A 20732-nucleotide genomic window follows, 5' to 3' on the forward strand; every position below is an offset into this window, starting at 1 on the left:
GATACCCTGCGGCGGCTCTGCATCAGTGACTCCAGCGATCAGATGCACCTGGGCTCCCGCTGCGGCGGCTTCCTTGGCAAGGGCGAAGCCCTGTTTCCCCGAGGACCGATTGCCGAGGTAGCGAACCGGGTCCAATGGCTCGCGGGTTCCACCGGCCGTCACGACCACTTGGCGCCCCCTCAGGGGTGGTTGGATCTCAGGGTCCGGTGCGTAGAAGGTGCCCGAGGCCGGGGCGTAGGCGTAGCCGAAGTTGGTGGGCTCTACCGAGAAGAGTTGCTGGACACGGGTATAAATCTCGGAGGGCTCGGGCATCCTGCCCGGACCCGAGTCTTTGCCGGTCAGTCTGCCGACGGCTGGTTCCATGACCTCGATGCCGCGGTCTCGGAGGATTGCCACATTGTCTTGGGTCGCTGCATTACGCCACATTTCTGTGTGCATGGCAGGGACCAAAAGTATGGGCGCCTCGGTAGCAAGCAGGGTCGTGCTCAGTAGGTCACTGGCCATGCCCGCGCGCACACGCGCCAGGAAGTCTGCAGTCGCAGGAGCTACCAGAATGAGGTCTGCTTCTTGACCTATCCGCACATGGCGAACCTCTTCAACGCCTTCGAAGACGCTTGTGCTGACGGCACGGCCACTGACGGCTTCCCAGGTAGCTCTCCCGACGAACTCCAAGGAGCTCTCCGTAGGGATGACGTCTACCTGGTGGCCGTCCTCTTTGAGGAGCCGTGCCAGATACACAGCCTTATAGGCAGCGATACCCGCCGAGACTCCAAGAACTATGCGCATAGTTCCGCGCCAGGTCAGGCTGCCGGCGCCTCAGCTGCAGGTTTCTGCACCAGCAGGTCCTCATTGATCTCCCTCATGGAGATCGAGAGGGGCTTCTCATTGAGTTTGGTCTCAACCAAAGGCCCAATGTGCTCAAAGAGACCCTCGTGCAGCTGGGCGTAATAGTTGTTGATCTGGCGTGCACGCTTGGAGGCGAAGAGCACCAGCGAGTACTTGGAATCGGCCTTCTTCATGAGGTCGTCGATCCGCGGGTTGATGATGCCTTCGAGCTGCTCAGTCACTCAGGTTCCTTACGCGTTGGTCGTCAGTTCAATGCCCATATGGGCAATAAGTTCTCTTGCGGCCCTATCGATCTCGTCATTTATGATCGTGACATCGAATTCTGGTTCTGCCGCAAGCTCTATTCTAGCGGTTTCCAGCCTGCGCTGCTGTTCCTCTTCAGATTCTGTTCCTCGACCGATGAGTCGTTCAACCAGATCGTCAAAGCTCGGCGGCGCTAGGAATACAAATTGGGCCGAGCGCAGCTTGTTGCGGACCTGGCGCGCCCCTTGGAGATCGATCTCCAATAGGACGTTCTTCCCATCGGCAAGGGCCTCCTCCACTGTAGCGAGGAGGGTGCCATACCGGTGCTTCCGGTGGACCACAGCCCATTCCAGGAAAGCGTCTTCAGCGAGGAGCTCATCAAATTGGTGGTCGGTGATGAACAGGTAGTCCTCACCGTGGACTTCTCCTGGACGTGCAGGCCGCGTGGTAGCCGAGACGGAAAAATGTACCTGCGGATATGTGGCACGGATATAGCGACTCAGCGTCGATTTGCCCACCGAGGTGGGCCCGGCAAGTACGGTGACTTGTGGCACGGAGGCTTCTGATGGCATCAGCTCAATTGTGCCAGATGCTCCGTCAACGCCCTCCGCTGCTTCACGCCCAGTCCTCCCAGCCGGCGGCTGGTCGAGACTCCCAGGTCCTCCAAAATCTTCGTGGCCGTCACCCGCCCAACGCCTGGTAGAGCTTCGAGAAGCTCTATAGTTTTCAGTCGCGCAACAGCCTCTGAGGCGCCTGCGCGCTCCAGTACCTGGTCGAAGCTGAGCGTGCCAGCGCCGAACCCGCGCTTCACCTCAGCGCGTTCCGCCCGAGCCGCCAGTGCTTTCTGCCGGGCGGTGTCGCGCTCTTCTTGGGTCAGTTCTCGCAGTGCCACCGGGTCCTCTCCTTCATATGCGTCGTCCCCCTGCTGGTTTGTTCCTTGGGCAGAATCTAGCCGCAATCGTCGTCAGGGGCAATAGGACGTGACATGTGCACCCCCTAAATAGACGGTGTCACTCCAGATCAGCGCGCGCTTGCTCAATATTTGAGACGATGTCGGTGACCGTTGGCCCCGCGGAGAGGATTGCCCTGGAGGAGTTGACGACCACTTGGTCCCAGGCGGCCCCGAAAGTGCTCCGCATACGAGCCGCCGAAGCCCCCTGAGCGCCGTATCCTGGTGCCAGAATCGGTGGTTTCCCCTCACTGAGGTCTATACCATTCTCCTCAGCCAGGTGCGCGGTCGTGGCTCCGACCACCAGCCCGACATTTCCCAACCGAGCTCCCTGACCTGCAGCAGCGTTCGACGCCGCCACAGCCTCCACAATTGAGCCGGCGACAGTCTGGTCGTTCTCGCCATGGGCCAGTTGGACCTGCTGGCCCTCAGGGTTGGACGTCAGCGCCAGAACGAACAACCCAGCCCCGTAGCTCTCCGACAGCCGAACAGCCGGTTCCAGAGACGCGAATCCCAAGAACGGACTCACCGTCAGCGCATCCACCGCAAAGTCTTTGGTGGGGTTCAGCCAAGCTTCTGCGTATGCCTCCATCGTTGAGCCGATATCACCGCGCTTTGCATCAGCGATGACCAGCAGCCCTGCCTGTTTGGCCGCCTCGATGACCTCCGTCAATACGTGGAGCCCCCGTACGCCGTGGCTTTCGAAAAACGCGACCTGAGGCTTCACCACGCCTACCCGGCCCGCTGCGGCCTCGATGACCCTCATAGCGCACTCTCTGAGCCCACGAGGGTCCTGCGGAAGCCCCCATTGGCTGAGAATGGCAGGATGCGGGTCTACGCCGACGCACAGCTGTCCGTGGGCGTCGAATGCTTCAGCGAGCCTCGTGCCGAATGGAGTCACGAAGCACCTGCAACTGCCAGACCTGCGCTGTGCAGGGCGGCCGCATGCTCTTGTAGCGACGCGACTGACCAGCTGTGGGTGCGCTGCGCCTCAATGGCCTGCAGAGCCGCGCCGAACTCAGCAATTGTGGTGATGACTGGAACGCCCAGACTCGTGGCAGCAGCCCGAATCTCATAACCATCGCTGCGGGCGTCTCCGCCTGATGGCGTATTAATGATCAGAGCGATCTCTCCAGACTCGACGAGCGGTAGAACTGTCCCTTCACTTTCTGGCGTGGCAGCGATCTTGTCGACCACCTCGCAAGTGATGCCGTTGCGGCGCAGCACGTCGGCTGTGCCGCCGGTCGACACTATGGAGAATCCGAGGTCTGCCAGGCGCTTGACAGGCATAATGACACCTCGTTTATCACGATTAGCCACCGAGACAAAGGCTTTTCCAGAGGTGGGCAGCGGGTTATTGGCGGCCAATTGGGATTTGGCGAATGCCGTGTCGAAGTGAGTGTCAATTCCCATCACCTCCCCTGTGGAACGCATCTCTGGTCCCAATAGAGAGTCCACAACGCGGCCTTCGACGGTGCGGAACCGAGCGAACGGCAGTACAGCCTCTTTCACCGCGACCGGGGCGGAGGGGGGCAACAGCGAGCCGTCTCCGTGCTCAGGCAGAATTCCGCCTCTCAGGTCTCTGACACTGACCCCCATGCCGATAAGCGCTGCAGCCTTAGCCAGCTGGACACCGGTGGCTTTGGAGACGAATGGGACAGTCCGGGAAGCTCGCGGATTGGCCTCGATCACGTATAGGACATCTGAGGCCACGGCGAACTGGATATTGATCAGGCCCCGCACTCCTACTCCTGCGGCGATGGCCGCCGTGGCCTCGCGGACCCGCTGGAGCATGTCTGGGCCCAGGGTGATGGGAGGTAGCACACATGCGGAATCACCGGAGTGGATACCAGCTTCTTCAATATGCTCCATAATTCCGCCCATATAGAGGTCCTGCCCGTCGTAGAGGGCGTCGACGTCCACCTCAATGGCATCTTCCAAGAAGCGGTCCACCAGCACTGGATGTTCCGGAGTGACTTCAGTGGCGTTGGCAATGTAGCGCTCAAGACCGGTCTCGTCGTACACGATTTCCATGCCGCGCCCACCCAATACGTAACTGGGGCGTACCAGGACGGGATATCCGATCGAGTCGGCGACGGCTTTAGCATCCTCGAAGCTGACAGCGGTGCCGTTCTTTGGAGCGATCAAACCAGCTGACTTGAGCACCTGATCGAATGCGCCGCGGTGCTCCGCCAAGTCGATGGCCGCTGGGCTGGTGCCCAGTACCGGGACCCCGGCGTCGGCCAGTTTCTGGGCTAATTTGAGTGGGGTTTGGCCACCTAACTGGACAAAGACTCCCGCCACTCCCCCAGTGCGCTCCTCTGCTGCTATGACTTCGAGAACGTCCTCCAGGGTCAGCGGCTCGAAGTACAACCGGGTGGAGACGTCATAGTCAGTCGAGACCGTCTCGGGGTTGCAGTTGATCATGACAGTCTCGTAGCCAGCTTCGCGGAGCGCCATCGTGGCGTGCACACAGGAGTAGTCGAACTCAATGCCCTGCCCGATTCGATTCGGACCTGATCCGAGAATGATCACCGAGGGGCTTTCATGCTCGGCGATCTCATCCTCCTGGTCGTAGCTGGAGTAGTGATAGGGGGTGTAGGCAGGAAACTCTGCAGCACATGTGTCCACGGTCTTGTAGACCGGGCGAATGCCAAGAGCGTGACGCACCCCGCGAACCACAGCGGGATCCATTGCCCGAAGCTGACCAATCTGTTCATCGGAGAAGCCATGCCGCTTCGCTGTCTTGAGCACCTGCACGTCGAGGTTTTCTGCGGCCTTCACCGCTCGGGCCGTCTCATTGATCAATGCCAACTGGTCCAAGTACCAGGGGTCGATACCTGTAATTCGGTGAATCTCTTCGAGCTCCACCCCTGCCAAGAGTGCTTGCTGCACCTGATAGATGCGATCGGTGGTGGCGGTGGCCATGCCATCTAGGAGCTGCGTGACAGCCGCGTCGTCGCTGGGGGCGAAGCTGAACTCGCTGCCGCGCTGTTCCAGGGATCGCAGCGCCTTCTGCAGAGCTTCAGTGAAGTTCCGACCGATCGCCATGGCCTCACCGACGGACTTCATAGTGGTGGTGAGTGTCGGGTCAGCGGCTGGGAACTTCTCGAACGCGAAACGAGGCACTTTCACCACGACGTAGTCGAGGGTTGGTTCGAAGCTGGCTGGAGTCTTCTTGGTGATGTCGTTGGGGATCTCATCCAAGGTGTAGCCCACGGCAAGTTTCGTGGCGATCTTCGCAATCGCGAAACCTGTGGCTTTTGAAGCCAGGGCGGAGGACCGGCTGACTCGTGGGTTCATCTCAATCACGACGACTCGCCCGGTCACCGGGTCGATGGCGAACTGGATGTTGCAGCCTCCAGTGGCCACACCGACTTCCCGAATAATGTTGATGGATATGTTCCGGAGCTTCTGATACTCCCGGTCGGTGAGCGTCATGGAGGGCGCCACCGTGATGGAGTCTCCTGTGTGGACCCCGACCGGATCCAGGTTTTCGATGGTGCAGACGACAACGACGTTGTCATTTGCATCACGCATCATCTCTAATTCGTATTCTTTCCACCCGAGGATCGCCTCCTCAAGCAACACCTCAGTAGTGGGCGAATACTGCAGACCTGCGCCGGCAATCCGGTATAGGTCGCGTTCGTTGTAGGCCATGCCGGAACCCAGACCGCCCATGGTGAAGCTGGGTCGGACAACCATGGGGTAGCCGAGCTCTTCGGCGACCTCTAGGGCCTCGTCCATGGAATGGACGATTCGGCTGCTGGCGGATTCCCCGCCGGAACGTTCGACCACGCCTTTGAACTTTTGGCGATCCTCACCGAGTTCGATGGCTGCGATGTTCGCACCGATGAGCTCCACATTGTACTTTTCGAGCACGCCCTGCTGGTCGAGGGCAATGGCAGCGTTGAGCGCAGTCTGTCCCCCCAGAGTGGGCAGCAGAGCATCGGGCCGTTCCTTCGCGATGATCTTGGTGATGACCTCAGGGCTGATCGGCTCCACATAGGTGGCATCAGCGAACTCTGGATCGGTCATGATGGTCGCCGGGTTGGAGTTGACGAGGATCACGCGGATGCCCTCTTCTTTGAGCACGCGCAGCGCCTGAGTCCCCGAGTAGTCGAACTCGGCGGCCTGGCCAATCACAATCGGGCCGGATCCGATCACCAGCACGGATTTAAGGTCGGTGCGTTTAGGCATTCTGGTGCTCCTTCATCAGGTCCACGAAGCGGTCAAAAAGGTAGGCAGAGTCGTGGGGTCCGGCTGCGGCCTCTGGGTGGTACTGGACGCTGAACGCTGGAATGTCCATGCAGCGCAGGCCCTCAACTACTCCATCGTTGAGGCTGGAGTGGCTCACCTGAACCCGGCCGAAGCGCGACTCTGGTGCTGTGACGGTTTCACCTACGGGAGCATCGACGGCGAAACCATGATTCTGGCTGGTGATCTCTACCTTGCCCGTGGAGTGGTCCATCACAGGCTGGTTGATACCACGGTGCCCGAAGGGCAACTTATAGGTGTCGAATCCCAAGGCCCGTCCTAGAATCTGGTTGCCGAAGCAGATTCCGAAGAAAGGCGTCCGGGAGTCGAGGACTTCTCGAAGGAGCCCCACCTGTGCACTGGCCGTTGCGGGGTCTCCTGGCCCATTGGAGAGGAAGACGCCCTGGGGTTTGAGCTGCTCAATGTCAGTGAACGTGGTGGTCGCTGGCAGCACATGGACGCGCAGTCCCCGTTCGGCCATCCGCACAGGGGTCATCGTTTTGATACCGAGATCGATGGCTGCCACAGTTGCGACAGGTTCGCCTTCCCACCCGTGATCGGCGGGGTCGATCACATACGGATGGGCAGATGTGACCTCTTCTGCCAGGCGGGCTCCAAGCATATCCGGTTGGGAGCGGACCTCCTCCAGCAATTCGGTGAGCGTTCTCCGGTTGCCGGCGCTGTCATGGAGCGCTTCTGCCGAGAAGATGCCCGCTCTCATTGAGCCCTGATTTCGAAGTCGACGGGTCACTGCCCGGGTGTCGATGTCCTTGATACCGATAATGTCCTGCTCGGCGAGCTCCTGATCCAGGGGGCGGACAGAACGCCAGTTTGATGGAACGCGGGCGGCGTCGCGTACCGCATAACCAGCGACCCATATGCGCCGGGACTCTGGGTCTTCGTCGTTTACTCCAGTGTTTCCGATGTGCGGGGCAGTCTGCACCACGATCTGCCGGGCGTAGCTGGGGTCAGTGATGGTCTCCTGATAGCCGGTCATGCCCGTGGAGAAAACAGCTTCACCCAGGGTTGCGCCGACGGCACCGTAGGCGCTGCCTTCGTAGACCGTCCCGTCCTCTAGGACGAGCAGAGCTAGGCTGGTCTCCGCTGTAGGGCCCTGGGCACCGTTTTCTCCCGGCTGGCCTGGGCCCGTCTGGTCACGTCCAATACGTGGCTCACTCATTCGATGGTCTCTCCTTCAGTCAGGTCATTTAGCGCCTGGACCAGCGCGCGCCCCTCATCTGCTCGGCGTGGCCGGAAGCCGGTATCAACGACGGTCTCACCAAGTCTCCAGCCGAGAATGATGACTCCGTCTCGCTCAACGAATTTTCCGACCATTCCGCGATCTGTGCGTGCATAGGCAAGGTCTGCGGCTGGGACAAATACATTGCGCACTCCGGAGCGGAAAATAGCGACGCCCATCGGGTGCACCTCAACGCGACCTGTGGTGCGCAACCCCAGTTCGTGGACGGCTATTCGCTCCAAATACTCACCACCCTTGACCGTGCCGATGACCATTCCCTCAGCTGCTGCCTGGGGTATCGCATCTAGCAGGTCACCGGGTACGTCCTGAGGCGCCTGCACATCCGCTTGGCGGCGCTTCCGGTTTCGCCAGCCTAGCCAGATGAGGAGGCAGAATACGGCGACGACGCCAAAAGCACCCCAAAGGTAGTTCAGGTACGTTCCGGTCATCTCCGGAGCCCGCGTCAGGGCGGGGGGAATGTGGGCCACGAGCGAATTCATGCGGCGTTCCCCATGGTCCGCGATGTAGCCAATTCGCCGTCGAGCACAACCTGGTGTCCGCCAAGAAATGTGTGCCGCACCTGCCCGGGGAGCTCGATGCCGCGGAAGGGAGAGTTCCTTCCCTTGGTGGCGTGATTTTCTGGCTGGACTGTGGTCGTGGCGGAAGGGTCAACCAAGATGATGTTGGCGGGCTCACCTTGAGCGAATGGGCGGCCCTGGTGACCATGGCCGTAAATCTCAGACGGTCGAACCGAGGTGATTTCTGCAAAGCGCCGCCAACTGATCAACCCGGTCTCGACCATGGCGTGCTGCACTACCGGAAGAGCCGTCTCCAACCCAGTCATGCCCATCGCGGCCTGGTTCCATTCGCATTCCTTGGCCTGATCCGGGTGCGGGGCATGATCAGTGCCGACGACATCGATGATGCCTTCGGCAAGTGCTTCGCGCAGAGCTTGGGTATCAGCTTCTGTCCGCAGCGGGGGGTTGACTTTGTACACAGGGTTATAGGACTTCACCAAGTCGTCTGTCAGCATCAGGTGATGGGGAGTGACCTCGGCAGTCACCTGGATGCCGCGCTGCTTGGCCCAGCGAATGATCTCCACTGAGCCCTTGGTGGACACGTGACAGATGTGGACCCTGGAGCCCACGTAGTCTGCCAGCAGCACGTCTCGGGCAATGATGGCTTCCTCGGCCACAGCGGGCCAACCAGGAAGCCCCAGCGTGGCGGAGACTCTGCCTTCGTTCATCTGTGCCGCGTACTCAGTGTCCCAGCCCGTAAGATCTGCGTCCTGAGCGTGTTGGGCGACGAACCCGTCGATGGTCTTCACATATTCCATCGCCCGGCGCATCAGCTGTGCGTTGTTTACACAGTGGCCGTCGTCGGAGAACATGCGGACCTGGGCCGAAGATTCCGCCATGGCTCCGAGCTCGGCGAGGACTTTGCCGCCGAGACCTTTCGTGACGGCTCCCACGGGGTAGACCTCTGTCCAGCCTGATTCCAGCCCGAGACGTTGTACCTGCTCCACGACGCCGGCGGTGTCGGCAACCGGCGAGGAGTTGGCCATAGCGTGAACTGCGGTGAATCCGCCTTTGGCGGCTGCGCGGCTTCCAGTCTCCACTGTCTCGGCATCTTCACGCCCAGGCTCTCGAAGGTGAACATGAAGGTCCACCATGCCCGGCAGAGCGACGAGCCCGGAGGCATTGATCGTCTGGATGGGCACGTCCTGACCCAGCAGCGCGGTCTCAGGACCGATGCTGTGGATGCGACCATCGCGTATCAGGAGGTCAGCGGGAGCCTCCCCGAGGATGCTGGCACCGACAATGAGGTAGTCGGTCATGAGGTGCTCTCTTCCTGGGGCGCAGCACCTGACCGCCGGATTCTGTTCTCACTCATCATGGTTCCCATCATGTTGACGTTGTGACAGTAGAAGGTGCAGCACGGCCATACGGACTGCCACGCCATGGGCCACCTGGTCAAGGATCTTGGCCTGCGGCGAGTCTGCCGCCGCCGAGGATATCTCCACTCCTCGGTTCATAGGGCCGGGGTGCAGAATCAGCGCAGGTGAGTCGGTGTCCCCCAGGCGAAGCTGTTCGACGACCCTGAGTCTTTCGTCCGTCAGTCCCCATCGGCGCGTGTACTCAGCGGCGGTGGGGAAGAAGACCCCGCCCATTCGTTCGGCCTGGACACGCAGCATCATGACCGCATCCGGCGCTGCGCTGAGAGCTTCGTCCAGACTGTAGTGGACTATCGCCGGCCAGGACTCCACGCCGTAGGGAAGCAGAGTCGCCGGGGCGGCCAAGTGCACTTCGGCACCCAGCGTCCGCAGCAGCCATACATTGGACCGGGCGACGCGGGAGTGGACAATATCGCCGACAATAAGCACTTTCATGCCGGTGAGGTCGGTTCCACGGGGCCCGTTGAGGTGAGCAGAGCTCCACCCCCGACGCAGCGTGAGAGCATCCAAAAGCGCCTGAGTGGGATGCTCATGGGTGCCGTCTCCAGCGTTGACCACGGCAGCTTCGGACCAGTCAGAGGCTGCTAGCTGCGCTGCTGCTCCGGAGGCACTGTGCCGGATGACGATTGCGTCCGCGCCCATAGCGTCCAGCGTCTGGACTGTGTCCTTGAGCGATTCGCCCTTAGAGACGGAGGAACCCTTCGCCGAAAAGTTCATGACATCTGCTGACAGTCGCTTCGCGGCGGCTTCAAAAGAGATTCGAGTTCGAGTCGAATCCTCGTAGAAGAGGTTCACCACAGTGCGTCCACGCAGTGTCGGGAGTTTCTTGACCTGCCGGGAGGATACGGCAGTCATCTCCTCTGCGGTGTCCAAGATCGCCAGGGCGTCGTGGTACGCAAGCCCTTGGGTGTCGAGTAGGTGCTTCATCGGATGATGACAACCTGTTCAGCGTCTGCCGCCAACCCGTCAATCTCAGCCAACCGAACGCCAACGCGTTCGGTCCGGGATGTGGGGATGTTCTTTCCAACATGATCAGCCCGGATGGGCAGCTCACGGTGCCCGCGGTCTACTAAGACCGCAAGCCGGACCGCTTGGGGGCGCCCATAGTCTGAAAGTGCATCGAGTGCGGCTCGGATGGTCCGGCCCGAGTAGAGGACATCGTCCACCAGCACCACGGTTCTGCCATCGATTCCCGTGGTCGGCAACTGGGTGGGCTCAGGTGTGCGAGCTCCCGAAGTGCGCAGATCGTCCCGGTACATGGTCACATCAAGTGACCCCAGTGATGTCTCGGGGTTGAAGGAATCGTCGATATCCGCAAGTTTGGCTCCCAAGCGCTGCGCCAAGGGAACTCCGCGGCGTGGAATGCCGCAAATGATCAGCTCGTCGGTGCCCCGTTGGGCCTCGACGATTTCGTGTGCAATGCGGGTCAGTGCGCGGTCGATATCGGCCGCGGTCATCACCGTTGCGGTCTCAGGTGAGTGTGTCACTCTGCGACTCCTTCCTCGCCTCACAGGACGACCTTTAAAGGAGTGTGAATTGTCTGCGCCAGCCTATCAGGTGGCCGCGAAGGTTCAGCCCAGTGTGGGTTTCAGTTTCTGAAGTCTTCCGAGCACGCCGTTGACGAACCCTGGGGACTCGTCGGTGGAGAGCTTCCGGACGAGAGTCACGGCCTCGGACACCGCCACAGAGTCTGGGATCTCCTCGTTGTGCAGCAGCTCCCAGGTGCCGATGCGCAAAGCCATAAGGTCTACTGGCGGCATCCGGTCAAGGGTCCACCCGCGGGCATAGGTGGCCAACAGTTCATCGATCTCTTCGCGATGCTCTGTGACACCGTCAATGAGAGTGCGGACATACTCGTTGACGACCATATCGGCCTTCTCCACCCGGGTGGTGAGCACCTGCAGGGGGTTGATTCCACGCTGCTCGGCCTCAAAGAGAATCTCGAGTGCCCGTTGCCGGGCTTTGCTCCGTTTCGCCACAGTGCTAGTCGTTAACGCGGCCGAGATACTCGGAACTGCGAGTATCGACTTTGACTTTGGTGCCCTGGTCTACGAACAGTGGCACTTGAATCTCGTGGCCGGTCTCGAGGGTGGCCGGCTTAGTTCCTGCTTTGGACCGGTCGCCCTGCAGACCAGGGTCGGTCTGGGTGACTTCAAGCACCACTGAGGGGGGCATCTCCAGATACAGCGGTGTGCCTTCATTAATGGCGATGGAGACTTGTTGGGACTCCAACAAGAAGTTGGCTGCGTCCCCAACCGTTGCCGCTGGGACCGTGATCTGGTCATAATCACGGAGGTCCATGAAGATGAAGTCCTCACCGTCTTGGTAGAGGTACTGGTAGTCGGAGCGGTCCACTGTGGCCAATTCGATCTTGGCGCCAGCATTGAACGTCTTGTCGACGACCTTGCCGGAGGTGATGTTCCTCAGCTTGGTACGAATGAATGCTCCGCCTTTGCCAGGCTTGACGTGCTGGAACTCTAGAGTGTTCCAAAGTTGGCCCTCTAGTTTGAGTACGGAGCCGTTCTTAATGTCGTTCGAAGTTGCCACGGGTTCGTCTTACCTTCTGTTGTCACAGCGTGCTGGTCTCGGCCAACCGGATATCAGCGCCCTATCCTACAGGCTCACCCGGAGGCTTCTGTTACAAGGAGATAGTGGTGCCGGTGACTGGTTCACCGATCTCTTGGTAGGTCGCGAAAAGGATCGAAGGGTCGGGAATCTCGACAGTGGCTGGTGAGCCGATAGCGTTCAGCAGCACGAACCTGAGTGTCTCACCACGGTTCTTCTTGTCTCGCCTGATGCCCTCCAGTAACTGGTTCCACCGATCGTCGCGGTAGCTGGTGGGCAGTCCCAGGCTGGTGAGGATGTCCCGGTGGCGATCAGCTTCGGCGTCTGAGAGGCGTCCCAAGCTTCGGGCGAGCTCCGCGGCGAAAACCATCCCCACGGAAATGGCTGCACCATGCCTCCACTGGTACCGCTCAGCAAGTTCAATGGCGTGGCCAAGAGTGTGTCCGTAGTTCAGCGACTCCCGAAGTCCGGCTTCCCGAACGTCCTGTCCCACGACGGCAGCTTTGACCCGGACTGAACGCTCAATGAGGTCACGCAGCTCTGCGGAGTCCCATTTCTGCACTTCGTCCGGAGAGCGTTCGATGATGCGGAGAATCTCTTCATCAGCGATGAACCCGCATTTGACCACCTCAGCAAGACCTGCAACCAATTCATTTCGCGGCAGAGTGGCCAGCGTGTCAAGGTCTGCGAGCACTCCGGCGGGTTGGTGGAAGGACCCCACGAGGTTCTTTCCCTCTGCAGTGTTGATTCCGGTCTTTCCGCCCACTGCCGCGTCGACCATTCCCAGCAGAGTCGTCGGCATGTGGACGATCCGGATACCGCGGAGCCAGGTGGCTGCGACGAAACCAGCTACATCTGTGACCGCTCCGCCTCCGACAGACACGATGGCATCTGATCGGGTGAGGTCGTTCTGACCGAGAACCTGCCAGCAGAACGCGGCGACCTGGATGTGTTTGCCCTCTTCAGCATCAGGAATCTCAGCGGTCACCGCCTGGTAGCCCGCCTTCTCTAGGTCTTCACGGACTACATCACCGGTGGCTCGTAGAGCCCGGGGATGAATGACGAGGACACGTTCGGCCTGTGGCCCCACAAGCCCGGGCAGTTGGGCCAGCAGCCCATTTCCGACGACGACGCTGTAGCCGAGTTCCTGTCCCCCGGCACCTGTTCCTTCTCCGACTGGGATGACAGTAGGTTCCGTACTCATCGATCTCTCCTCATGGCCTCAATAATGGTTTGGGCTCGGTCTTCGATTGTTGCCTCGGCGGCGCTGACGATCAGGTCGGCGCACTCACGGTACAGGGGCTCGCGTTCGGCGTAAATGCGCTTCCACCGCTCTATCGGCGGTGCCGAAGTGCCAGCGGTGAGCATCGGGCGCGTCGCGGCGTCGCCGATTCTGGCTTTTGCCTGGGCTTCGGTGACATCGAGCATCACCACGAATTGGGTCTTCAGGAGCGCCCGGGTTGCTGCAGAGACTACTGAGCCGCCTCCCAGGCTCACCACCGAAGGCCGAGGCGCGTCCAGCAATTCAGCCACGATACGAGCCTCCTCCGCCCGGAAAGCTTCTTCCCCATATGTGGAAAAGTAGTCGGGAATCGGTCCGTTTCGGGCGACAAAAAAATGGTCCGTGTCCACGTGCGGTCGGCCTAGACGCCGTGCAAGAGCTGCTCCCACCGTGGATTTTCCCGACCCCATCGGGCCGATCAGTACGATATTGCTCATCAGGGCTGCATGGCCGCGGGGGCCTGCAGCGGGTCGCCGTGATGCCCCGCGGCCTCCGGGTTGGTGCCAATGTCAGGAAGCGCTTCGAGGTACGTCTTCAGGTTGCGGGAGACCTCCCCGACGGAGTCTCCGCCGAACTTCTCCAGGACCGCCTGAGCCAGGATGAGCTGGACCATCGATTCTGCCACCACGCCCGCTGCAGGCACGGCGCAGACATCGCTGCGCTGGTGGTGCGCGGTAGTGCTTTCTCCGCTGGCGACGTCGACCGTACGCAGTGCCTTCGGAACGGTTGCGATAGGTTTCATACCGGCGCGCACCCGGAGGGTTCCGCCGATGCTCATACCGCTTTCAATGCCACCTGCGCGGTTAGTGGCTCGTATGACCTGGCCTTCGGCGTTGAGCTCGATCTCGTCATGAGCCTCAGACCCTCGGCGGGCTGCAGTACGGAATCCGTCTCCAACCTCCACGCCCTTGATGGCTTGGATGCCCATGAGCGCACCGGCTAGGCGTGCATCGAGGCGCCGGTCCCAGTGAACGTAACTGCCAAGACCTGGCGGTACACCGTCCACCACCACTTCGACGACGCCGCCCAGAGTTTCGCCTGCCTTGTGGGCGGTGTCCACTTCGGCCACCATCGCCTGGGATGTGTCACTGTGGAAACAGCGCAGCGGATCTGCATCCAACGCCTCGATATCGGCGGCGGAGGGCACGGGCGCGTCTTCTGGTGCCGAGACGGATCCGATCGCCACCGTGTGGGCGACAGTTGTGATGCCCAGGGCGGTCAACAGCTGATTTGCGGCGGTGCCGAGAGCAACTCGGGTGGCAGTCTCTCTCGCGGACGCCCTCTCCAAGACGGGGCGAGCCTCTGTGAAGCCGTATTTCTGCATCCCAGTGAAGTCGGCGTGACCAGGCCTAGGTCTGGTCAGTGGAGCGTTGCGCGCCAGGCCAGCGATCTCATCGGGGTCCACTGGATCAGCCGACATGACTTTGTCCCACTTGGGCCACTCGGTGTTGGCGATCTCAATAGCCACCGGCCCTCCCATGGTCACACCATGACGCACACCGCCGAGCAGCTGAACCTGGTCCTGCTCAAATTTCATGCGCGCGCCTCGGCCGTACCCGAGCCGGCGCCGCGCCAGGGCAGCCTGGACATGCGAAGTGTTGAGTTCGATCCCGGCGGGAAGCCCCTCAATGATGCCGACCAAGGACTTGCCGTGGGATTCTCCTGAGGTGAGCCAACGCAACATGGAGTTCATCCTAACGGTCCAGTGCCTCTGCTCCCTCATGGAGACCGATTGCTGAACGCATTTTTCGCACCATGAGGAATTGGTCTGCGTCATTTTGCACCGCTGCCGGATTCCACGTGTTGGCAGTGAAGAGCTCGACCTGACGCACCGCCTGGTGCAGGAGCATCTCCAAGCCGCTGGTGACTGACCATCCGCGCTCCGACCACGCGCGCGCAAGTGCGGATGGCCAGGGGTCATAGGCAACGTCGAGCAGGACCGGGCGAGAATCGTGCTGAGCCGGAAGCTGTGGCACCAGCGTGTCAGCGGCCAGTGGAGGCAAGGTGGATACGACAACGTCCAGCAGGCCCTTGCGGAGGTCCTCACCGAACGAGGAAAGGGGCCTGACAGTGAGTGGCAAACTCAGGCGTTGGGCGATGTGTTCAGTGGCCGCGGCCTTTGCCTGATTGCGCGCGTAGATGACCGCGTGTGCGAAACCAAGCTCCGCGGCCGCGGCCAGGCCTGCCGCTGAGGTACCACCGGCCCCGAGCACAGCGAAAGTTCCCGCTGCGGGCTCGTCACGAGTGATGCCCTCGTGCTTGAGCGCAGTGACAATGCCGTCAACATCGGTATTCTCACCGTGGAACGAGCGTCTGCCATCGCCTTCCTGCGTGATGACCACGGTATTGAGCACGCCGAGTGTCTTAACGCGGGTTGAGATCGAGGTCATGTGCGGCACCATTGCGGCTTTCAGCGGCATCGTCACGGACCATCCGACCCACCCGGGGTCCTGCCCCTGCTGAGATAGGAAGTCTGTGACACCGTCATCACTGACTTCAATTGTGGTGTAGCTGATCTCTACCCCGAGGTGCCGGTAGGCCGCAGTGTGCAACAGGGGCGACTTGGAGTGGCTGATCGGTGAGCCGAGAACTGCGGCCCGTGCCAAGGGGGCGGGGTCACTCACCCGTCGAGCTCATCTTCAGCAGCGTCCACATCGCCGGGGCCACACGCTCCTTCGTTCTCTTGGCAGAACTGCAAGAACTCTTGAGTGTCTTCCTCATGCTCAGCCAAAGTGGCGTTGAAGCGTGTTTCGCCAGTGACGGGGTTGACCGTGACCCAGTAGAAGGCGTCGGTATCGGCCGGATCAGCGGCAGCCTCGACGGTGTCCGCCACGGGCACCCCGATCGGACCTGGTGGCAGGCCCGGGTGAACGTAGGTGTTGTACTCATTGTCGGGATTGAGCCGCTCCTCCTCTGGGAAGTGCAGGTCACCGGATAAGCCCAATCCGTAGTTGACTGCCGCGTCAATCTGCAGCAGACCATCAGTCTCCGTCTGATCGGGCTCCAAACGGTTTTCAATCGCGCCGGCCATGATTCGGTAGTCTTCCAGACGCTCGTCGCGGGCGCGTTCGTCACTGATGGTGTTATTCGCTTCAGCGGTGATGAGGGATGCGACGATCATCGTCTCCCACTGCTCATCTTCGTCGGTGATTCCCAGTTCTTCGAGCCTGTCCAGAGTGGGGTCCACCATCATCTGGATGACGTCCTCGGCGCTGGCATCAACCCCGGGCTGGTACTCACCCGCGGCGAGGAAGCCCTCGAGGTCTTCAGCCTGTTCGGGCAGGCCGAACTGTTGCGGGTCCTGGTTGAGGTCCTGGAGTTCATCAAGGGGGATTTCTGCACCAGCTGAGATAGCTTCGAGAGTTTCGTCCAAGCGGAAACCGGCGTTAATGTTGACGTATCCGACTTGCTCACCATCTCCGAAGATCACGGCAACCGCATCAGCTGCGGGCATTTGCTCGCGCAGAGTGAGTGTCTCCGGGTGGTATGTCGCGTCGCCATCGAGGTCGTCCATGGCTTCTTGAAAAGCGTCAGAGCTGGCAATGATCTCTTCTTCCACCAAACGGTTCTGGACGGAAGCAAGTCCCTCATTGGGGAAAATTTCGAACTCCACCTCGTCACCGGCCACCGTTTCGTAGTCAGCGATGTCCTCCCCACCGAGAAGCGACTGCACGATCAGCACGAAGGCGATCATAAGTGTCGCGAATCCCACGAGGGCGAAAGTCAGAGTGATGTTTCTGCGACGGCGTTTTGACCTCCTCTTCATCAGAAGATTTCGGTTCACATGGCCTTCCATCGGAGCGACAGTCTGGTACCCGCGCCCGTAACCGGAGGCACTGACCAAAACTGGCGCGCCGTGCTCATCATGGTCGAAGTATTCATCGTCGTAGGCGCCGTCCCAGTCAAACTCGTCGTGATCCTCATACTCGTAGGCCGGTTCCGGCTGTTCGTGCTCCGGAGAAGCAGGCGATCTTGGCGCAACGACGTCTTCGAAAGGTGTCGACGGTGAGGCGTTTCGCGACGTGGGCGCCGCAGTCTCCACGGAGTGCTCTTCGTCGGCACCTTCCTGCGAGGTTCGTTCTGCAGGTTCGACTGCGGCAGTACGCGGCATAGAGATAGCCTGGGTAGCAGGCTCGTAGTGACTCGGCTGCTGTTCCTGGAGGCCTGCGGGTGCCGCTGAAGGAGAGGACGAGGCACTCTGAGCTGACCGGGACGGCACCACTGTCTGCTGTTGCTGAGTCTGCAGACGACGCTCACGCCGGGACGTAAACCCTTGGTCAGTGGTGGGCGACGCCGCTGACCTGGCAGATCGTGCAGAGCTGCTCCGGGTGGTTTTGGGGGATGAACTGCGGCGCTGGTCTTTGGGAGTGGTGGTTTCCTGATCAAAGAGGTCCGGCGAGTCATCCGCGCCGCTGCGTCGTCCTGCCGAAGTGGTCTCTGCTGTCGATGAGTTGCTCAGTCGGCGGACCGCCGACTCACGTTCCCGCTGGGCAGCACGTTCCCTCTCCCGAGATTCGCGTATCTCTCGGCGACGACGGCGAGACCCCAGTTCCGGGGGTTGTTCATCGCTCACGCAGTTCCTCGCTGGACAGGTTGACGGCAGGACGGGTCGGGCTAGACGAAAGTCTAGTTTGCAGACCTAGCAAGTGTAATCTATCTGTTACCTCAGCTCGATGTGAGCATCTGAAGCCAGCTCCGGCGCGCCGCGAGAGCGTCTTCGGCTTCACTTTTGCGCTTGTCATCGCCGTCTGAGGCCGCCTGGTCGCGTTCCCTCTCCAACTGGGAGATGGTGTCCTCCAGTTGCTCGATCATCTCGGACTGACGGTCATTCCGGGCCGCTTCCCGTGGGCTCCGGGTGGCGCCTTCAGCTTCCCGGAACGCATCTTGAACCTCGCCGATGGCACGTTCCATACGCTTAATATCAGCGCGCGGGACTTTGCCGGCTGCGTCCCAAGCCGCCATAAGCGCGAAGTACCGTTCACGCACAGCTTCAGGCTTGGTGAAGGGCATAAGCTCGCGGAGTTTTGCGAGCACTTCTTCCTTCGTCGCGAGGTTCGCACTGTATTCAGCGTCAATCTTTGCGTTGGCCTGATCACGGGCGGAGAAGAACACATCCTGGGCAGCGCGGAACCTTGCCCACTGCGAATCCTCGGTCTTCCGCGGACCCCTCCCCAGCTCTTTCCACTGGTCCATGAGACGGTGATAGGCCTTGGTCGTCGGCCCAAACTCCGTAGAATGTTGAAGCTTCTCTGCCTCAGCAATCAGCTCTTCCTTGGCCTTCTTGATCTCGGCGGCTTCTTTGTCACGCCGAACAAAGAAGGCCTTCCGATGCCGCTCAAAGGTGCTGCGCGCCTCGCGGAACCGTTTCCACAGCGGGTCTTCCTGTGACTTTGACAGCCTTGGTGGGGTGCGCTGTTCGGACTTCCACTGCTCAAAAAGCTCATTCATCCGGTCCTGGGCTGACTTCCAGTGCTGACGATCTGGGTCTACCGCGGCAAGTTCCTCGGCGGCGCGCACTATGTCCTCACGTACCGCTAATTTTGCGGTCACCACTTCCTGGTTTTGCCGTTTTTCCTCGGCGGAAACCGCGTCAATTCCTTGCCCGATTTCCTTCAGAATGCCACGCAGGCCGGCGACGTCACCGACCCAGGTGCCCGCCTCCAGCTCCTTGCTCAAAGTGGTCTGGCTGGACCGCAGGGATCCGGCGGAGTCCGCTTGAGTGGCTACTCGGGCACGCAGAAGCAGAGCTCGGTTGTAGAGCTCGTCGAACTTTCGGGTGAAGTACTGCAAAGCGGCCTCTGCGTCACCAGCGGAGAACTGGCCCACGTACGCCTCTTCACCGTCCTCGGCCGCGGGCTTGACGTAGACGTGACCTTCCTCGTCGACGCGCGTGCGCTCCCGGACCTCATCCAGTGGGGTTTGATGGTAGTTCGGCTTGATTGCAGGACTCATCCCACCAGGTTACCGCGACGGGCCGTTCTCTGTGCCGTACCCGTATGATGGTGTGGTTTGGCAACACCCACCCCAGAAGGAGTATTGAGCACCTATGGCACGCAATGCCTCTCTCTCGGGATACCTCGAGTTTCTTCCCGCCGAGCGGCTGACCGAGCTGCATGTGCTAGACACACTTCGTCACGTCTTCGAGGTCCACGGCTTCTCTCCACTGGAGACCAGAGCTGTAGAGACAGTGGACACGCTCCTGCAGAAGGGTGAGATTGACAAGGAAATCTACGCCATCTCCAGGATCCACGAGGACGAACGCGCTGGCAAAGAGGCCAAATTGGCGCTCCGTTTCGACAACACCGTGCCGTTCGCCCGCTACGTCACTGAGAATGCCGGGCATCTCGCCTTTCCCTTCCGCCGGTATCAGATTCAAAAGGTCTGGCGGGGTGAGCGTCCGCAGGCAGGCCGCTTCCGTGAGTTCTCGCAAGCTGATATCGACATTGTCGGCGATGGTGCGCTGCCCTTCCGCTGTGATGTAGAAATCGCAATAGTGATGGCCCGGGCGCTGGAAGCTCTCAGGATTGGTGACTTCACGCTGCGCGTCAACAACAGGAAGCTCTCGGAGGGGTTTTACCGGTCCATCGGGATCGAGGACACGGCAGCTGTCCTCCGGATCGTAGACAAGTTGGAGAAGATCGGGCCATCCCGAGTCGCTCAGGAGCTTGCCGAGACGGTGGGCGCTTCCGCAGAGCAGGCCCAGAAGGCCCTGGACCTAGCACAAATTCGCACTGTCGACAGCTCCTTCGCCGCGAAGGTGCGCGAGCTGGTCGGCGAAGACTTCTCTCCCCTGTTGGGTGAGGGTCTCACCGAACTGTCCGAGATGATGAGCGAGCTCAACGCCCGTGTGCCCGGCCGCGCCGTGGCCGACCTGTCTATCGCCCGCGGTCTGGACTATTACACCGGCACAGTGATCGAAACGACTCTGCACGGGCACGAAGATCTCGGATCCATCTGTTCCGGCGGCAGATACGAATCACTGGCGTCCAAAGGTAAGCGCATCTTCCCCGGCGTAGGACTCTCCATTGGAGTGACCAGGCTGCTGTCGGCACTGCTGAATTCAGGTGAGCTGACGGCGTCGCGTTCGGTACCAACTGTTGTGTATGTGGCCCTGCGCTCCACCGAGGACTGGGCCGCGGCCCAGGACATCGCCGATCAGCTGCGTGACCGGGGCATCAGTGCTGAAGTGGCATTGAGCGCAGAGAAGTTCGGCAAGCAGATCAGGTATGCAGACAGGCGCGGCATACCGTTCGTATGGTTCACTGACGACCAGGGCCGCCACGAAGTCAAGGACATCCGCTCTGGTGAACAGACAGAGGCCCATCCCAGCCAGTGGGCACCGCCAGCTGAGGACCTGAACCCCCACATCATTCGCAAGACTGAGAAACTCTAAGGA

20 protein-coding genes are annotated in these 20732 nt (G+C 60.7%); 1 reads left to right on the plus strand and 19 read right to left on the minus strand.

Annotation, left to right across the window (positions count from 1 at the left end; translation table 11 throughout):
- The 19 genes from FH975_RS16470 to FH975_RS02605 all read right to left on the minus strand — a co-directional run.
- A partial coding sequence (locus FH975_RS16470; RefSeq protein WP_328821742.1) for a flavoprotein occupies window positions 1-786 on the minus strand: 786 nt, incomplete at its 3' end.
- A 14-nt stretch (window positions 787-800) separates the two neighbouring features.
- Window positions 801-1067: a DNA-directed RNA polymerase subunit omega gene (gene rpoZ, locus FH975_RS02520; RefSeq protein WP_162319877.1), complete on the minus strand. Its 267-nt coding sequence runs from the start codon at window positions 1065-1067 to the stop codon at window positions 801-803.
- 9 nt (window positions 1068-1076) lie between these two features.
- The gene (gene gmk / locus FH975_RS02525; protein WP_162319878.1) at window positions 1077-1661 is read right to left on the minus strand and encodes a guanylate kinase; all 585 of its coding nucleotides are present in this window, start codon (window positions 1659-1661) and stop codon (window positions 1077-1079) included.
- A complete protein-coding gene (gene mihF, locus FH975_RS02530; RefSeq protein WP_162319879.1) occupies window positions 1661-1981 on the minus strand; it encodes an integration host factor, actinobacterial type in 321 nt (106 codons plus the stop codon). The genes gmk and mihF overlap by 1 nt, the downstream gene beginning before the upstream one ends.
- Before the next feature lie 118 nt (window positions 1982-2099).
- Entirely contained in the window at window positions 2100-2939 is an 840-nt protein-coding gene (gene pyrF, locus FH975_RS02535; RefSeq protein WP_162319880.1) for an orotidine-5'-phosphate decarboxylase, read from the minus strand.
- A complete protein-coding gene (carB, locus tag FH975_RS02540; RefSeq protein WP_162319881.1) occupies window positions 2936-6238 on the minus strand; it encodes a carbamoyl-phosphate synthase large subunit in 3303 nt (1100 codons plus the stop codon). Before carB ends, pyrF begins: the two co-directional genes overlap by 4 nt.
- Entirely contained in the window at window positions 6231-7475 is a 1245-nt protein-coding gene (gene carA / locus FH975_RS02545; protein WP_162319882.1) for a glutamine-hydrolyzing carbamoyl-phosphate synthase small subunit, read from the minus strand. The genes carB and carA overlap by 8 nt, the downstream gene beginning before the upstream one ends.
- A complete protein-coding gene (locus tag FH975_RS02550) occupies window positions 7472-8035 on the minus strand; it encodes a PH-like domain-containing protein (protein WP_235928287.1) in 564 nt (187 codons plus the stop codon). Before FH975_RS02550 ends, carA begins: the two co-directional genes overlap by 4 nt.
- Window positions 8032-9372, minus strand: a complete 1341-nt coding sequence (locus FH975_RS02555) for a dihydroorotase (protein ID WP_162319883.1) — start codon at window positions 9370-9372, stop codon at window positions 8032-8034. Before FH975_RS02555 ends, FH975_RS02550 begins: the two co-directional genes overlap by 4 nt.
- Before the next feature lie 48 nt (window positions 9373-9420).
- Window positions 9421-10416 carry an aspartate carbamoyltransferase catalytic subunit gene (locus tag FH975_RS02560; protein WP_162319884.1) on the minus strand — a complete coding sequence of 332 codons (996 nt, stop codon included), beginning with the start codon at window positions 10414-10416 and terminating at the stop codon, window positions 9421-9423.
- Window positions 10413-10976 carry a bifunctional pyr operon transcriptional regulator/uracil phosphoribosyltransferase PyrR gene (gene pyrR, locus FH975_RS02565; RefSeq protein ID WP_162319885.1) on the minus strand — a complete coding sequence of 188 codons (564 nt, stop codon included), beginning with the start codon at window positions 10974-10976 and terminating at the stop codon, window positions 10413-10415. The genes FH975_RS02560 and pyrR overlap by 4 nt, the downstream gene beginning before the upstream one ends.
- An 84-nt stretch (window positions 10977-11060) precedes the next feature.
- Complete coding sequence (gene nusB / locus FH975_RS02570; RefSeq protein WP_138252147.1) at window positions 11061-11468, minus strand: transcription antitermination factor NusB; 408 nt, start codon at window positions 11466-11468, stop codon at window positions 11061-11063.
- A gap of 4 nt (window positions 11469-11472) precedes the next feature.
- Entirely contained in the window at window positions 11473-12036 is a 564-nt protein-coding gene (gene efp, locus FH975_RS02575) for an elongation factor P (RefSeq protein WP_138252146.1), read from the minus strand.
- A 91-nt stretch (window positions 12037-12127) separates the two neighbouring features.
- Window positions 12128-13258: a 3-dehydroquinate synthase gene (gene aroB, locus FH975_RS02580; RefSeq protein ID WP_162319886.1), complete on the minus strand. Its 1131-nt coding sequence runs from the start codon at window positions 13256-13258 to the stop codon at window positions 12128-12130.
- Entirely contained in the window at window positions 13255-13773 is a 519-nt protein-coding gene (locus tag FH975_RS02585; RefSeq protein ID WP_162319887.1) for a shikimate kinase, read from the minus strand. Before FH975_RS02585 ends, aroB begins: the two co-directional genes overlap by 4 nt.
- Window positions 13773-15020: a chorismate synthase gene (aroC, locus tag FH975_RS02590; RefSeq protein ID WP_162319888.1), complete on the minus strand. Its 1248-nt coding sequence runs from the start codon at window positions 15018-15020 to the stop codon at window positions 13773-13775. Before aroC ends, FH975_RS02585 begins: the two co-directional genes overlap by 1 nt.
- Before the next feature lie 10 nt (window positions 15021-15030).
- Entirely contained in the window at window positions 15031-15960 is a 930-nt protein-coding gene (locus tag FH975_RS02595; protein WP_162319889.1) for a shikimate dehydrogenase, read from the minus strand.
- Window positions 15957-17909, minus strand: a complete 1953-nt coding sequence (locus FH975_RS16865) for an endolytic transglycosylase MltG (protein WP_162319890.1) — start codon at window positions 17907-17909, stop codon at window positions 15957-15959. The genes FH975_RS02595 and FH975_RS16865 overlap by 4 nt, the downstream gene beginning before the upstream one ends.
- Before the next feature lie 92 nt (window positions 17910-18001).
- Window positions 18002-19288 carry a DUF349 domain-containing protein gene (locus FH975_RS02605; RefSeq protein WP_162319891.1) on the minus strand — a complete coding sequence of 429 codons (1287 nt, stop codon included), beginning with the start codon at window positions 19286-19288 and terminating at the stop codon, window positions 18002-18004.
- Between the two features lie 94 nt (window positions 19289-19382).
- Here FH975_RS02605 and hisS point away from each other — a divergent pair, with 94 nt between their 5' ends.
- A complete protein-coding gene (gene hisS / locus FH975_RS02610; protein ID WP_162319892.1) occupies window positions 19383-20729 on the plus strand; it encodes a histidine--tRNA ligase in 1347 nt (448 codons plus the stop codon).
- The last annotated feature ends 3 nt before the right edge of the window (window positions 20730-20732 follow it).

The organism is Nesterenkonia haasae, from assembly GCF_010119385.1.
Classification (GTDB): domain Bacteria; phylum Actinomycetota; class Actinomycetes; order Actinomycetales; family Micrococcaceae; genus Nesterenkonia; species Nesterenkonia haasae.

Coding starts and splice junctions, on each gene's coding strand:
- FH975_RS02560 (WP_162319884.1), bottom strand. CDS start 10,416: ATGAAGCACCTACTCGACACCCAAGGGCTTGCGTACCACGACGCCCTG.
- carB (WP_162319881.1), bottom strand. CDS start 6,238: ATGCCTAAACGCACCGACCTTAAATCCGTGCTGGTGATCGGATCCGGC.
- FH975_RS02555 (WP_162319883.1), bottom strand. CDS start 9,372: ATGACCGACTACCTCATTGTCGGTGCCAGCATCCTCGGGGAGGCTCCC.
- gmk (WP_162319878.1), bottom strand. CDS start 1,661: ATGCCATCAGAAGCCTCCGTGCCACAAGTCACCGTACTTGCCGGGCCC.
- FH975_RS02550 (WP_235928287.1), bottom strand. CDS start 8,035: ATGAATTCGCTCGTGGCCCACATTCCCCCCGCCCTGACGCGGGCTCCG.
- aroC (WP_162319888.1), bottom strand. CDS start 15,020: ATGTTGCGTTGGCTCACCTCAGGAGAATCCCACGGCAAGTCCTTGGTC.
- FH975_RS02605 (WP_162319891.1), bottom strand. CDS start 19,288: ATGAGTCCTGCAATCAAGCCGAACTACCATCAAACCCCACTGGATGAG.
- FH975_RS02585 (WP_162319887.1), bottom strand. CDS start 13,773: ATGAGCAATATCGTACTGATCGGCCCGATGGGGTCGGGAAAATCCACG.
- carA (WP_162319882.1), bottom strand. CDS start 7,475: ATGAGTGAGCCACGTATTGGACGTGACCAGACGGGCCCAGGCCAGCCG.
- aroB (WP_162319886.1), bottom strand. CDS start 13,258: ATGAGTACGGAACCTACTGTCATCCCAGTCGGAGAAGGAACAGGTGCC.
- hisS (WP_162319892.1), top strand. CDS start 19,383: ATGGCACGCAATGCCTCTCTCTCGGGATACCTCGAGTTTCTTCCCGCC.